This window comes from Allobosea massiliensis (assembly GCF_042655245.1).
GTDB classification, from domain to species: domain Bacteria; phylum Pseudomonadota; class Alphaproteobacteria; order Rhizobiales; family Beijerinckiaceae; genus Allobosea; species Allobosea massiliensis.
The window spans coordinates 261,716-274,729 of the sequence record NZ_JBHSLU010000004.1; the positions used below are offsets into that span (position 1 = coordinate 261,716).

General features: G+C 67.5%; 13 protein-coding genes. 4 read left to right on the top strand and 9 right to left on the bottom strand.

Going from position 1 to position 13,014, the window contains the following annotated elements; translation table 11 throughout:
- Positions 1 to 113: 113 nt before the first annotated feature.
- Together araD and ACFPN9_RS02270 are read left to right on the top strand one after the other, a co-directional pair.
- Positions 114 to 1,847, top strand: coding sequence for an L-arabinonate dehydratase (araD, locus tag ACFPN9_RS02265; RefSeq protein ID WP_066725556.1), 1,734 nt, complete (start codon positions 114 to 116; stop codon positions 1,845 to 1,847).
- A 162-nt stretch (positions 1,848 to 2,009) separates the two neighbouring features.
- Complete coding sequence (locus ACFPN9_RS02270; RefSeq protein ID WP_066725553.1) at positions 2,010 to 2,756, top strand: FkbM family methyltransferase; 747 nt, start codon at positions 2,010 to 2,012, stop codon at positions 2,754 to 2,756.
- An 11-nt stretch (positions 2,757 to 2,767) separates the two neighbouring features.
- Here ACFPN9_RS02270 and ACFPN9_RS02275 read toward each other — a convergent pair whose 3' ends face one another.
- On the bottom strand, positions 2,768 to 4,162 hold the full coding sequence (locus ACFPN9_RS02275; RefSeq protein WP_066725550.1) for a DUF2793 domain-containing protein: 1,395 nt from the start codon (positions 4,160 to 4,162) through the stop codon (positions 2,768 to 2,770).
- 116 nt (positions 4,163 to 4,278) lie between these two features.
- A complete protein-coding gene (locus ACFPN9_RS02280; RefSeq protein WP_066725547.1) occupies positions 4,279 to 5,025 on the bottom strand; it encodes an aspartate/glutamate racemase family protein in 747 nt (248 codons plus the stop codon).
- A gap of 293 nt (positions 5,026 to 5,318) precedes the next feature.
- Here ACFPN9_RS02280 and ACFPN9_RS02285 point away from each other — a divergent pair, with 293 nt between their 5' ends.
- Together ACFPN9_RS02285 and ACFPN9_RS02290 are read left to right on the top strand one after the other, a co-directional pair.
- Positions 5,319 to 6,773, top strand: coding sequence for an undecaprenyl-phosphate glucose phosphotransferase (locus tag ACFPN9_RS02285; RefSeq protein WP_066725544.1), 1,455 nt, complete (start codon positions 5,319 to 5,321; stop codon positions 6,771 to 6,773).
- Between the two features lie 37 nt (positions 6,774 to 6,810).
- Entirely contained in the window at positions 6,811 to 7,185 is a 375-nt protein-coding gene (locus tag ACFPN9_RS02290) for a type II toxin-antitoxin system Phd/YefM family antitoxin (protein ID WP_197426715.1), read from the top strand.
- Positions 7,186 to 7,325: 140 nt separating this feature from the next.
- Here the strand turns inward: ACFPN9_RS02290 and ACFPN9_RS02295 are convergent, their stop codons facing one another.
- From ACFPN9_RS02295 to rfbC, 7 genes are all read right to left on the bottom strand, one after another.
- Entirely contained in the window at positions 7,326 to 8,432 is a 1,107-nt protein-coding gene (locus tag ACFPN9_RS02295) for a hypothetical protein (protein WP_066725539.1), read from the bottom strand.
- A gap of 2 nt (positions 8,433 to 8,434) precedes the next feature.
- The gene (locus tag ACFPN9_RS02300) at positions 8,435 to 8,770 is read right to left on the bottom strand and encodes a hypothetical protein (protein WP_192644404.1); all 336 of its coding nucleotides are present in this window, start codon (positions 8,768 to 8,770) and stop codon (positions 8,435 to 8,437) included.
- An 83-nt stretch (positions 8,771 to 8,853) separates the two neighbouring features.
- Positions 8,854 to 10,200, bottom strand: a complete 1,347-nt coding sequence (locus ACFPN9_RS02305; protein ID WP_066725533.1) for a UDP-glucose dehydrogenase family protein — start codon at positions 10,198 to 10,200, stop codon at positions 8,854 to 8,856.
- 92 nt (positions 10,201 to 10,292) lie between these two features.
- Positions 10,293 to 10,565, bottom strand: coding sequence for a hypothetical protein (locus ACFPN9_RS02310; RefSeq protein WP_066725530.1), 273 nt, complete (start codon positions 10,563 to 10,565; stop codon positions 10,293 to 10,295).
- Between the two features lie 93 nt (positions 10,566 to 10,658).
- Positions 10,659 to 11,558 (bottom strand): glucose-1-phosphate thymidylyltransferase RfbA, encoded by a 900-nt coding sequence (rfbA, locus tag ACFPN9_RS02315; protein WP_066725528.1) that lies wholly within the window; start codon positions 11,556 to 11,558, stop codon positions 10,659 to 10,661.
- Entirely contained in the window at positions 11,555 to 12,460 is a 906-nt protein-coding gene (rfbD, locus tag ACFPN9_RS02320; RefSeq protein WP_066725525.1) for a dTDP-4-dehydrorhamnose reductase, read from the bottom strand. Before rfbD ends, rfbA begins: the two co-directional genes overlap by 4 nt.
- Entirely contained in the window at positions 12,457 to 13,014 is a 558-nt protein-coding gene (gene rfbC / locus ACFPN9_RS02325; protein ID WP_066725523.1) for a dTDP-4-dehydrorhamnose 3,5-epimerase, read from the bottom strand. The genes rfbD and rfbC overlap by 4 nt, the downstream gene beginning before the upstream one ends.

The following is a 13,014-nucleotide window of genomic DNA, read 5'->3' on the forward strand; positions in this document are numbered from 1 at the left end:
CGACCATCCACGTCTTCGCGCGTCGAGGCCCGCGGTCAAGACGTGGATGCTCGGGACAAGCCCGAGCATGACGGTGAACGTGGCCAACACAAGAAACCACCCGAGGACACGCCATGACCACCCATCCCCGCAAGACGCCCGAAACCCTGCGCTCGAAGCGCTGGTTCGGCGCCAGCGATCTGCGCTCTTTCGGGCATCGCTCGCGCGCGCTGCAGATGGGGTTTGCCCATGAGGAGTTCATGGGAAAGCCGGTCATCGGCATCATCAACACCTGGTCGGAGATCAACCCCTGCCACACCCATCTGCGCGACCGCGCGGATGCGGTGAAGCGGGCGGTCTGGGCGGCGGGCGGCTTCCCGGTCGAGATCCCCGTGATGTCGGTCTCGGAGCAGTACCAGAAGCCCACCACTATGCTCTATCGCAACTTCCTGGCGATGGAGACGGAGGAATCGATCCGCTCCCACCCGCTCGATGGCGCGGTGCTGCTAGGGGGCTGCGACAAGTCCACGCCGGCCCTGATCATGGGCGCCTGCAGCGCCGGGCTGCCCTTCATCTATGTCCCGGCGGGGCCGATGCTGCGCGGCAACTGGGCCGGCAAGGTGCTGGGCTCGGGCGCCGATGTCTGGAAATACTGGGCCGAGAAGGAAGCCGGCAACATCACTGACGACCAGTGGAAAGACATGGAAAGCGGCATCGCCCGTTCGCATGGCACCTGCATGGTGATGGGCACCGCCGCCACCATGATGAGCCATGCCGAGGTGCTGGGCCTGACGCTGCCGGGCGCCTCCGCCATTCCCGCCGCCGACGCCGCCCATCCCCGCATGGCCGCGGCCGCCGGCAAGCGCATCGTCGAGATGGTCTGGGAGGATCTGACGCCCGACCGTATCCTCACCCGCAAGAGCTTCGAAAACGCGCTGACTGTCCACATGGCGGTCGCCGGATCGACCAATGCCATCATCCACCTCATCGCCATGGCCGGGCGCGCCGGCGTCTCGCTGACACCGGACGATTTTGACGCCTTCTCGCGCAAGGTCCCCGTGATCGCGAACCTGCGCCCGTCCGGCGAATTCCTGATGGAGGATTTCTTCTATGCCGGCGGGCTCCCGGCCCTTCTGAAACAGCTCGAGAGCAAGCTCCACACCGACGCGATGACGGTCACCGGCAAGCCGATCTCGGAGACCATCGCGCTCGCGACCGTCTATGACGACAACGTCATCCGCCCGCTCGACAATGCGGTGACGACCGCCAACGGTCTCGCGGTGCTGAAGGGCAACATCGCCCCCGATGGCTGCGTCATCAAACCCTCCGCCGCCGAGCCGCGCCTGCTGAAGCATTCAGGCCCCGCGCTGGTTTTCGAGGACTACGACGCGATGATGAAGGCGGTGAACGACGAGGCGCTCGACGTCACGCCCGACCACATCATGGTGCTGAAGAACTGCGGCCCGGTCGGCGGGCCCGGCATGCCGGAATGGGGCATGATGCCGATCCCGAAGAAGCTGCTGAAGCAGGGCGTACGCGACATGCTGCGCATCTCGGATGCCCGCATGTCCGGCACCAGCTACGGCGCCTGCGTGCTGCATGTCGCGCCCGAGGCCTATATCCGGGGGCCGCTCGCCGCGGTGCAGACCGGCGACGTCATCAGCGTCGATGTCGAGGCGCGCAGCATCTCGGTCGCCCTGACGGATGCCGAGATCGCCGCCCGCCTCGCGGCCTGGACGCCGCCCGACCGCGACTATCCCCGCGGCTGGGGCAAGATGTCGGCGGCCCATATCCGCCAGGCCGACAAGGGCTGCGACTTCGATTACCTCGAGGGCACGGCGAAGATTCCCGAGCCTGAGATTCACTGAAAGCCGTCATTGCGAGGAGCGCAGCGACGACGCAATCCAGAAGCTCCGGCGCCACGCTTCCTGGATTGCTTCGCTTCGCTCGCAATGACGACGAGGCCCAGACGTTTCATCCGCAACCGCGTTGCCCTAGGCTGCCGTCCCGCCCCCGCGAGACGACAGACCGTGCCAGATCCGACGCCCGCCCCCCGCCTCTCCTGGCAGGACGCCTTCGAGACGCCGACGAACTCGCAGATCGAGCAGGAGCGCTGGGTGCTGGCGATGTGCGGCGGAAGGCGCGGCGGGCGCTTCGCCGAGATCGGCGCCTTCGACGGCGTGCTGCATAGCAACACCTGCTTCCTCGAAGCCGACCATGGCTGGAACGGTGTGCTCGTCGAGCCCAACCCGATCCTCTTCGCCAGGCTCGCTGCGAGCCGCAAGGCCGCCTGCCTCGAGCGGGCCGTCCATCGCGAGGGCGGCCAGTTCCTGTCCTTCGTCCCCTCGCAGGAGATCGGCACGCTCGCCGAATACGCCGAGTCGGACGGCTATGCCGAGCACCGGCGCCAGGCGATCAGCGAGAACGGGCTGATCACGGTCGAGACCGTGACCTTCGACCAGATGGACGAAGCCGATGGGCAGGCGGGCTCGGGCTTCGATTATGTCTCGCTCGACACGGAAGGCTCGGAGCTCGACATCCTCCGGACGATCGACCTCTCCCGCCACGCCATCGCGCTCTTCACCATCGAGCACAATTTCGTCGAGCCGCGCCGCGAGACGATGCGCACCCTGCTCGCGGAAGCCGGCTATCAGCGGCTGAATGTCGGCTTTGACGACTGGTACTGGCACGAGGGCCATCTGCGGACGCGCAATGGTGGGATGCTGCCGGACATCGCCGCCATCAACGCCCATGTGAAAAGCATCTATCTCGACTGAGGCGAGCCTGCTCAGAGCTCGGCGTCGAAGGCGATGCTGCCGAACGTGGCCTCGACGCGGCCGACGGCAGAGGCCGCCACCGAGACGCGTGCCTCCCGCCGCGACAGCACCGTCAGCGCCGGACTTCCACCCGCGACGTTCACCGTGCCCGAAACGGCGAAGGCGGCGCTCGGCGTCGCGCGCATCCTCGTCGGCAGGATCAGAGTCTGTGCCACGGCGCCGCCCGCGGCCTGATAGGCGTCGAGCGCAAGCGAACTCTCGGGCCGCCAGAAATAGCGGGCGCAGAGCAGTTCTTCGAGCGTCGCCGGCCGCGCCGCCCAAGTGCTGGCGCGGCGCCCGATCTCCAGCTTCACGCGGCGCAGGCTCACGGCAGGCCCCACCGGCGCCAGACTGACCAAGAGCGCGCCGGTATCGCCCGCCGCGGGCGTCAGCGTCACGCTGCGCCGGCCCGCCCCCGCGGCAATCGAACCCGAGACGCTGCCGACGGAGACCGAGAGCGCCCCGCCCGACAGCCCCTCGACCGACAGCGTCAGTGCCTGGCCGGCGAAGGACGAGAGCCCCCACAGCGCCGGCTCAACCGGCTGCACGAGCGCCCCGGCACTGAGGGTGAGGTCGTAACCCGCAACGGAAAGCGTCGCGCCCGCCGGACCCGCCTTCCAGCGGTCGAAGCCATAGATGCCGGCCGCCAGAGCGCCGCCAGCGAAGCCGCGCTGATTGATCTGGAGATCGCCATTGAGCAGGAGATTGCCGCCGCTCGCCCAGGGCGTCGCCGGCAGCGAGACCTCGCCCGTCGACCGCTCGACGGTGAGCGCCTCGGCCCAGGCCGAGCCATCCGCGCTGACCTTGCAATGCAGGTCGTCGTCGCCGGCGAGGCCGATCTCGGCGCGGCCGGAATAGCCGTCCTGGAAGAGCAGGCTCGCCGTCTCGCCGGCCGCCGCCTTGTTGAGCTTGAGCTGATGGCCGGCGCCGTCATGGTTGAAAAGGCTCGCCGGCGCCTGCACCACGAAGCGGGTCGTGACGTCGGCGGTGCCGTTCACGCCCCAGAGGCTGGCGCCGAGGCTGCTGAGCGGGCTGTCGCGGCGCCATTCCGTGCCGGTCCAGAGGTTATGCTCGGCCTCATCGACGACCCAGGCCTGCCAGCCGGGGCGCGGCGTCAGGAAGAGCCAGCCGCCATTCTCGAACAGCGCGATCTGGTCGGTGCGGCCGGAGAACACGCCCGTCGCGCCGGGCGGGATGATGCAGGCGGAGAGCTCGGTCGGCACCGCCGGCGGCACGGTCTGCGAGCGGCTGTCGACGGTGAGATGCACCAGCGCGTCGAGCCGCGTCAGGGCATCGTTATGGGTGACGTGCTTCTGCGCCTGCCCGGCGGCGAGCAGGGGCAGGGAAAGCCGCGGCGTTGCGGTCATGGGGCCTCGCGAGGTCGGGCGCCGCCTCGGCGCCGGGGGATGCGACGCCCAGCATTGCTCCCCACACAGCCACCGGGGATAACCCGCTCCGCTATCCCCGCGTGCGGCAGCCCCCGTCAGAACACCCGCGGCCGCAAGCCGGCATGGAACCAGCTGATCATCGAGTAGATGTCGTGGACCGGCCGTCCCGTCGCCGCCTGCACGGCCGCGGCATAGGGCGGCATGTTCGTGCATTCGAGCACGATGGCGCCCACCTCCGGATGCCGCGCCACCAGATCCAGCGCCGCATTGACAACGTCCTGCCGGGCGAGATCGACATCCATGTCGTCCTTCTCGGCCTTGATCAGGACGCGGAAGAACTCGCGACCGCCTTCCGTCCCGGCAACCGGCGTATCGACCGGCACGCCGACCTTCTCCAGATGCGCCGGCGTCAGGCTCCCCGCGGAGACGGTGACGACGCCGACCCGCTGGCCCGGCGGCAGCGTCGCCTGCACCCAGGGAACCTGCATCAGCGACGAGGTCGCCACCGGCACGCCGACGGCCGCCGCAAGCTCGCGCTGGAACAGGGAGAGGAAGCCGCAATTGGTGGTGATCGCCTCGGCCCCGAGCCGCACCAGATCCTGCGCCGCGGCGATGAAATCCGGCAGCAGCCCGTCGGCACCGCGCAGCACGACCTTGTCGGGGCTCGCCCCGCCGACGACGCGGTAGAGCACCGGAAACGGCCAGGTCCCGCCATTGCCCATGTCGCCGAGAATGCGCGGGAAGCGCGCTTCCAGCATGAGGATGCCGAGCGGCGCGCCATAGATGGCCTTGCCGCCGCGGGCGATGCGCGGAGCCTGCGATGGGGCGGCGGCGGTGGTCATGGGCTTGGTCCTGCAAAGCGTCGACGCCAGACCTAACCCGCCGAAGCGGACCCGCCAAGACAGAATGCAGTGCCGTTCCGGATTGGCACATCCCTTCCCGCCGCGCGCCGCCCAAGTCGCGGCCGCGCGGGAGAAAAGGACGGTTTGTCAGTGATTTGTCTGCATTCCGACCTGATCTGAGCCAGCCTCCATCGGTACGTCGATTGCGATCCCTGCGCTCCGACAGCACCAAACGCGAAGCCTGTGCCGGAGCGGCACAGCGCGCCACGGTGCATCGCGGAGTGAGCGAGCCCATGAGCGTCAACGACATCGCACCGACGGCCTTTGCGGCGCGCGACGCCCGCGCCAACATGCTGCGCCACTGGCTCTGGCTGATCACGGCGGCGGCCGATGCGGCGGTGATTGCGGCCATGGTCGGCCTGGTCTCGCTGGCCTACCACCTGCCGGTCTATGGCGATCTCCGCGCCGATCAGGCGACGCTCGAACTCGCCCTGATGCTGGCCGGCATCTTCGTCTTCATCAACGCGACGCAAGGGCGCTACCAACTCGCCAACTATCTTTCGACCAAGGGGCAGATCGCCTCGGCTTTCACGGTCTGGAACCTCACCCTGGTCGCCTTCATCGCCATCCTGTTTCTGGCGAAGATCGCCGACCACTATTCCCGCGGCGTCGTGCTCGCGAGCTATCTGGCCGGCATCCCGGTCATCGCATTGTCACGCTCCGCCATGGTCCGGACCATCTCGATGGGCAGCAAGACCGGCCGCATCACCAGCGAGCGCGTCTTCCTCATCGGGCGGGAAGCGGATGTGATGTCCTTCGTCTCGCGCCACCAGCCCTGGAATGTCGGCTACGCCATCATCGACGTCGCCTTCCTGCGCAGCAACGATGCGCGGCGGATCAACGACCCCGCCGCCGCCCTCGCGGCCGATCTCGCCAGCGCGGTCGCCACCTGCCGTGCCAAGCGCCCCGACTCGGTGTTCATCGCCCTGCCCTGGTCGGACCAGGAGACGATCGACGCCTGTCTCGCGGCGTTCATGACGCTCCCGGTCGCCATCCATCTGACGCCCGAAAAGATCATGGACCGCTTCGAGCGGCCCCATATCGTCCGCACCGGAAGCCTCACGAGCCTGCGCCTGACGAGGCCCCCGCTCTCGCTGGCCGAGATTGCGCTGAAACGCGCCTTCGATCTCGTCGCCGCCGGCACCATCCTTCTGCTGTCTGCCCCATTGCTGCTGCTGATCGCACTGGCGATCCGGCTGGATTCGCCGGGACCGGTCCTGTTCCGGCAGCGGCGCTACGGCTTCAACCAAGAGGCCTTCCGCATCTTCAAGTTCCGCACCATGACGACCACCGACGACGGCAGCGTCATCGTCCAGGCGCGGCGCGACGACCCGCGCGTCACCCGCGTCGGCCGGATGCTGCGCCGCACCAATCTCGACGAGCTGCCGCAGTTGCTGAACGTCCTCGCCGGGCAGATGTCGCTGGTCGGGCCGCGCCCGCATGCGCTCGCCCATGATCAGGCCTTCGAGCGCAAGATCGCGCTCTATGCCCGGCGTCACAACGTCCGCCCGGGGATCACCGGCTGGGCACAAGTGAACGGGTTGCGCGGCGAAACCGATACCGACGAGAAGATGGCGCGGCGCATCGCCTATGACCACTGGTATGTCGACAACTGGTCGTTCTGGCTCGACCTCGCGATCCTGCTGCGCACCGTCTTCAGCCCGAAGGCCTTCCAGAACGCGCGGTAAACGCAGCGGCTGGGCGTCGACACCTCAGTTGCTAAGGTTGACTGGCAACAATATCGTAAAGAGCGCTATTTCAGCGGCCGGTTGGGTGCACGCCGGAGCTTACCCGGTGTTGTCGGTTGCCGAACAGCTTTGGGAGCTTACAATGGCAAAAGCGACGGCTGCCGAACTCATCAAGAATTTCAGCCGCTACATGGACATAGCACAGCGCGAACCTATAGCCGTGAAGAGCCATGGCCGAGTTAGCACCTATTTGGTGTCGGCGACTGCTTACGAGGAACTGCAGCGCTACAGGCAGGATGGGCAACAGAGTTTTGCTACCAAAGATTTGTCATTCGATCTGATCAGTTTGATCGCACAATGCCGGATGGCGCCCGAGCATGATTATCACAATGCCCTGCTGAACCCCGCATGAGGCGCGGCATTGCCGCAATGCCAAGCACGAAGCGGTCATTTCATCAGTCTTGATAAAATTCGATTTCAGCCTCCGTGCAGCCGCCGTGATTAGATAAAAATTGTTATGAAACAACAGAATATTTACGGGGAATTAATCTATCAGTATAAAATAATTTCTTGAATCTTACCCTCTGAAAGCCGCGTCGGCGCGATACCCAAATATTCATACCAGCCATCACCATAAGCTGTTGCAGTGCTAGCCGCGTCCCGCCCGAGATAGACGCTGCCGCGGCTCGACGGCGGAGAACCCGTGTCGGTGACGACCGCGACGCCGTTGCGGGCCACGGAGCGACCGGTTCCGTCGAAGGCGCAGGCGGCGGCGTAGCTGCTCATGCGCAGATCGGCCCCCGCCGCTGTGGCAAGTTGCGCCGAACCGTCCATCAGCACGGACAAGCGGTTCGACTGGGCGCGCAGCAACGAGGAGGTTCCGTTGACGCCGACAATGCGGGCTGCATTCCGCTCCAGCCTCTGGCCGCGCACCGCGAGCGTCGCGGCGCTGCGTTGAAGCAGCGCCTCCAGCACGGGCGAGAGTTCGGCCGTCTCCGCCGCCCGGCTCACCGCCGCGCCGACTGTCGCGATGTAGGGCGAGGCGAAGCTGTTGGCCTCGAGCTGGGCGAGGCGGACATCGCCGCTCATCGTCAGCGTCAGCGTGCCGGCCGCCGGAGTGAAGACGAGTGAGACGCGGCTCGCGGCGCCCACCCCCGCCAGCGGCCCGGCGCTCGACGCGCCGGACAGCGCGATGCTGCCCGTGCCGGTGAAGGAGAGCGCATAGCTCTGCGCCGTCACCGCTAGGCTCTGGCTGGCCGGAGCGGCGCTGTTCAGCAGCAGATTGGCGGAGGCGCCGTTGAGCGCGAGCTGCCGGCGCCCGTTCGTCCAGTCGAAGCGCGGCTGGTCCAAGGCGAGATCGGCCCGCATCACGCCTTGCGCGTCGAGATAGGAGCGCGCCGGGCCCGAGTTGCAGGTGAAGGCGATCAGCTCAGCGAAGCTCGCCGCCCGCTTGACGCGCAGCGCCGCCGCGCTCGCCCCGGCAATGCCGGCGAGCGGCACGGTGGTGATGGCGTAGCGGTCGGCCGAAAAATCGGCGATGGCCGCGAAGTCGGCATAGGCCGGCGCCTCGAACCAGGCGCGCTTGCCCGCGGGCGTCAGGCGCGCCAGATCGAGCGGGTCGCGCCGGCGGCGCGTCAGGGTGACGGGCTGTGCGACCATGGTCAGCCCCAGTATTCGAGCGAGCCCTTGCAGGCGGTCGCCGCCCGCAGGCACAGATGCGTCGCCGCCGCCGGCAGCCGCCTGACCCCGGGATTGAGGGCGCTGCCGCTGCCGTCGGTCACCGTCGCCGCGGGCAGGGTCAGCGCGGTGTCGACGAGCCCCGCCTTGACCCGGACATCGCCGTCGAAGGAGAGCGAGACGAAGCGCGCCCCGGCGGGAATGGCCACGCGCAGCAGCGTGTCGGCGGCCAGCACGATGTCATAGATGGTGTCGGAGAATTGCGGCGCCTGGGCCAGGCGCCCCGAATTCAGCGGATACTCCTCATGGAAGGCAAGCATGATCGATCCCCTCGCTGGATGGAGGGGAAGTCTAGGCATGCCCCGAGGTGCCGGGGATAAGTCTCAGGCAAACCGTATAGGAGTTAGGCTGCGTTATATTTCTTCCTTGCCTCGGGCGCGAGGACACCACGCCCGACATCGACATAGGTGAAACCCTTGGCGCGGACCTGTTCGGCCCGGTAGACATTGCGCAGATCGATGAGGACCGGCGCCGCCATGGTGGCCTTGAGCCGCTGGAAATCCAGCGCGCGGAAGATGTTCCACTCGGTGACGATCACGGCCGCATGCGCACCCTCGACGCATTCATAGGCGTCGTTGCAGTAGACGACGCCGCCCGGCAGCATGCCCTTGGCCTGCTCCATGCCCTCCGGATCAAAGGCGCGGATGGTCGCGCCGCCATCCTGCAGCGCGGTGACGATCGACAGCGAAGGCGCATCGCGCATGTCGTCGGTGTTCGGCTTGAAGGTCAGGCCGAGCACGGCGATGGTCTTGCCGCGCACCGAGCCGCCGCAGGCCGCGACGACCTTCTTCGCCATCGCCCGCTTGCGCAGATCGTTGACGGAGGCGACAGCCTCGACGATGCGCGAGGGCGTGCCGTAATCCTGCGCCGTTTTGATCAGCGCCAGCGTGTCCTTCGGGAAGCAGGAGCCGCCATAGCCCGGCCCGGCATGCAGGAACTTGCTCCCGATGCGGTTGTCGAGGCCCATGCCGCGCGCCACGTCCTGCACATTGGCGCCGACCTGCTCGCACAGATCCGCCATTTCGTTGATGAAGGTGATCTTCGTCGCGAGGAAAGCGTTGGCGGCGTATTTGGTCAGCTCGGCCGTGCGGCGGCTGGTGTTCAGGATCGGCGCACTGTTGAGGTAGAGTGGCCGGTAGACATCGGCCATCAGCGTCTGGGCGCGCGGATCATCGGTACCGATGACGATCCGGTCCGGGCGCTTGAAGTCGTCGATCGCCGCGCCCTCGCGCAGGAACTCGGGATTGGAGACGACGGCGAAATCGGCGTCCGGGCGCAGCTCGCGGATGATCCGCTCGACCTCGTCGCCGGTGCCGACCGGCACCGTCGATTTCGTGACGATGACCGTATAGCCGTCGAGCGCATGGGCGATCTCGCGCGCCGCGGCATAGACATAGGACAGGTCCGCGAAACCGTCGCCGCGCCGGGATGGGGTACCGACGGCGATGAAGACCGCATCGGCCTGGGCGACGGGCCCCGCGAGATCGGTCGTAAAGGAGAGCCGCTTCGCCTCGGTATTGCTGCGCACGAGCTCCGACAGGCCGGGTTCGAAGATCGGGATTTCGCCCTGCTTCAGCGCCGCGATCTTGCTTTCCATCTTGTCGACGCAGACGACCTCATGGCCGAAATCCGCAAAGCAGGCGCCGGACACGAGCCCGACATAACCTGACCCGACCATCACGATCTTCATCGGACACTCCCCCAAACCGTCAAACACCAGTCCCGGAACGCGCGCTTATCATGCGGAGCCGGTTCGCCAAAGTCACCCGAGACGCGCGGTGGTCAGCCGATAGACGCTGCCGATCTCAGCGATGTGACTGCAATCCCGCTCCTCGGCATCGGATCGACGCAGATCCGGGCCGGCCGGTCGAGCCGCTCGGCCTCCCGCCCGATCGCCCGGCTCACGAACGTCTTGTATCCGAGCCAGGAGCCGATGACGCGCGAACAGCCTCCGCAGCTAACCGGCGCATCATCCGCGATGATCGTTGGCGCCACGACAGACACCGCTCCGCACACGCAGGAATTGAAGCCCTGGATCGTCTTGCCACCGGCCACAGCAACCTCCCGCCACGCTTCAGCGGCGAGTTTTGCAAGATCGAGGCCAGCATGATCTGGCCTGTTTCGAAACGGTACTGCCGTCGCTCTGCGTCAGATCTCGGTGTGCTCGCCCGGAGCAGCTGCGATCTCGGCGGCCATGCGCAGCAGATACTGTCCATAGTCGCTTTTGGCGAGCCTTGAGCCCAGCACTTCGAGCTGAGCGGTATCGATCCATCCCTGGCGACAGGCGATTTCCTCAGGGCAGGCGATGCGCAGATCCTGGCGGCTTTCGAGCGTGCGGACGAACTCGCTCGCCTGCAGCAGGCTGTCGGGCGTGCCGGTGTCGAGCCAGGCGAAGCCGCGTCCCATGCGCTCGACGGCGAGTTCGCCGCGCGCCAAATAGGCGCGGTTGACGTCGGTGATCTCGAGTTCGCCCCGCGGCGAGGGGGCGAGCGAGGCGGCGATCTCGACCACCTGCGCGTCGTAGAAATAGAGCCCCGTCACGGCCCAGTTGGAGCGCGGCGCCTTGGGTTTCTCTTCGATCGAGAGGGCCTTGCCCGCGGCGTCGAAGCTCACGACGCCGTAGCGTTCCGGATCGCGGACCTGATAGGCGAAGACGCTCGCCCCGCTCCGGCGTTGGCGCGCCGCGCGCATCATCGCGGTGAGGTTGTGCCCGTAGAACAGGTTGTCGCCGAGGATCAGCGCCGAGGGTTGGCCTGCGACGAAATCCGCCCCGATCTGATAGGCCTGCGCCAGTCCGCCGGGATGGGGCTGCTCGGCATAGCAGAGGTTCAGGCCCCACTCCGCGCCGTCCCCGAGCAGGCGCCTGAAATGCGGCAGGTCGTGCGGGGTGGAGATGATCAGGATGTCCCGGATCTCCGCCAGCATCAGCGTGGTCAGGGGGTAGTAGATCATCGGCTTGTCGTAGACCGGCAGCAGCTGCTTCGACATCGCCAGCGTCATCGGGTGCAGCCGCGTGCCGGATCCGCCGGCGAGAATGATGCCCTTCATGGCTGCCGTTCCAATGCTTCCTGCTGCAGCAGCCGCGCGACGCAGGCGGCGAGCGAACCGCGCCAGGGCGGCAGCCTGACGCCATGGATCGCGGCGAGCTTCGTCCCGTCGAGCCGGGAGTTGGCCGGCCGTCGCGCCGGCGTCGGATAATCGCTGGTGGCGATGCGACGCACCGCGACGGGCGCGCGTCCATGGGCGGCCGCCTCGGCGAAGATCGCCTCCGCGAAGGAAGCCCAGTCGGCCTCCCCCTGTGCCGCCATGTGGAAAACACCGCGCAGGGCTGGATCGCCCGGCCCCGCGACGAGGTTGCGGGCCACAGACAGCACGGCGTCAGCGATGTCGAGGGCCGAGGTCGGGCAGCCGGTCTGGTCGCCGACGACGGCGACCTCGCTCCGCTCCTCGCCCAGGCGCAGCATGGTGCGCACGAAGTTCTTGCCGAAGGGCGCATAGACCCAGGCGGTACGCAGGATGGCATGGTCGGGCGTCGCAGCCGCCACGGCCTGCTCGCCGGCGAGCTTGCTGCGGCCATAGGCGGATACCGGGCCCGTCGCGTCCTCCTCGCGATACGGCAGCAGTGAGGAGCCGTCGAAGACATAATCGGTCGAGATCTGGATCACGGGTACGCCGAGCGCGCGCGCCGCGGCGGCGACTGCGCCTGCACCGGCGGCGTTGACAGCGAAGGCCTGCGCCTCCTCGCTCTCGGCATGATCGACCGCGGTGTAGGCCGCGGCATTGACGACGATGTCCGGCCGCGCCGCCGCCAGGGCCGGAGCGATCGACTGCGGGCGTTCGAGATCGAGTTCGGGACGCCCAAGCGCGATCAGCGTCGCGCCCGCGCTGCTCGCGCGCTCGGCCAGCGCCCGCGCGACCTGGCCCTCGCGTCCGGTGACGACGACCCTCACGCGAAATACCGCGGCAGCTCGGCGAGGCGTGGATGCCGACGGTCCTTGTCGGAAAGGGTCAGCCACTCCGCCGGCAGGCCCCAGTCGATGCCGATGGCCGGATCGTCGTAGGCGAGCCCGCGATCATGCTCAGGCGCATAGGGCGCGCTGACCTTGTAGATCACCTCGGTGTCGGGCTCGAGCGTGACGAAGCCATGGGCGAAGCCGACGGGCACCAGCATCTGCCGCCAGTTCTCCGCCGAGAGCTCGACCGCAACGAATTTGCCGAAATGCGGCGAGGAGGCTCGGATGTCGACAGCGACGTCGAGGATGCGGCCGCGCGGCACGCGGATCAGCTTGTCCTGCGCGAAGGGCGGCGCCTGGAAATGCAGGCCGCGCAGCGTGCCGACCGCCGCCGAGAGTGAGTGGTTGTCCTGCACGAAATCGAGCGTGATCCCGGCCTCGGCGAAGGCCTGGCGGCTATAGGTCTCCGAGAAGAAGCCGCGATGGTCGCCGAACCGCTTCGGCGTGATGATCCTGACCTCCGGCAGCGCGGTCGCTTCGACCTGCAGCAT

What these genes read in the sequence shown, in the direction of transcription:
- ACFPN9_RS02275 (WP_066725550.1), bottom strand. Translation starts at nt 4,162, where the DNA reads ATGACCGCAACGCCGCGGCTTTCCCTGCCCCTGCTCGCCGCCGGGCAG.
- rfbA (WP_066725528.1), bottom strand. Translation starts at nt 11,558, where the DNA reads ATGAAGGGCATCATTCTCGCCGGCGGATCCGGCACGCGGCTGCACCCG.
- rfbC (WP_066725523.1), bottom strand. Translation starts at nt 13,014, where the DNA reads ATGCTGCAGGTCGAAGCGACCGCGCTGCCGGAGGTCAGGATCATCACG.
- ACFPN9_RS02295 (WP_066725539.1), bottom strand. Translation starts at nt 8,432, where the DNA reads ATGGTCGCACAGCCCGTCACCCTGACGCGCCGCCGGCGCGACCCGCTC.
- ACFPN9_RS02305 (WP_066725533.1), bottom strand. Translation starts at nt 10,200, where the DNA reads ATGAAGATCGTGATGGTCGGGTCAGGTTATGTCGGGCTCGTGTCCGGC.
- ACFPN9_RS02280 (WP_066725547.1), bottom strand. Translation starts at nt 5,025, where the DNA reads ATGACCACCGCCGCCGCCCCATCGCAGGCTCCGCGCATCGCCCGCGGC.
- ACFPN9_RS02300 (WP_192644404.1), bottom strand. Translation starts at nt 8,770, where the DNA reads ATGCTTGCCTTCCATGAGGAGTATCCGCTGAATTCGGGGCGCCTGGCC.
- ACFPN9_RS02285 (WP_066725544.1), top strand. Translation starts at nt 5,319, where the DNA reads ATGAGCGTCAACGACATCGCACCGACGGCCTTTGCGGCGCGCGACGCC.
- araD (WP_066725556.1), top strand. Translation starts at nt 114, where the DNA reads ATGACCACCCATCCCCGCAAGACGCCCGAAACCCTGCGCTCGAAGCGC.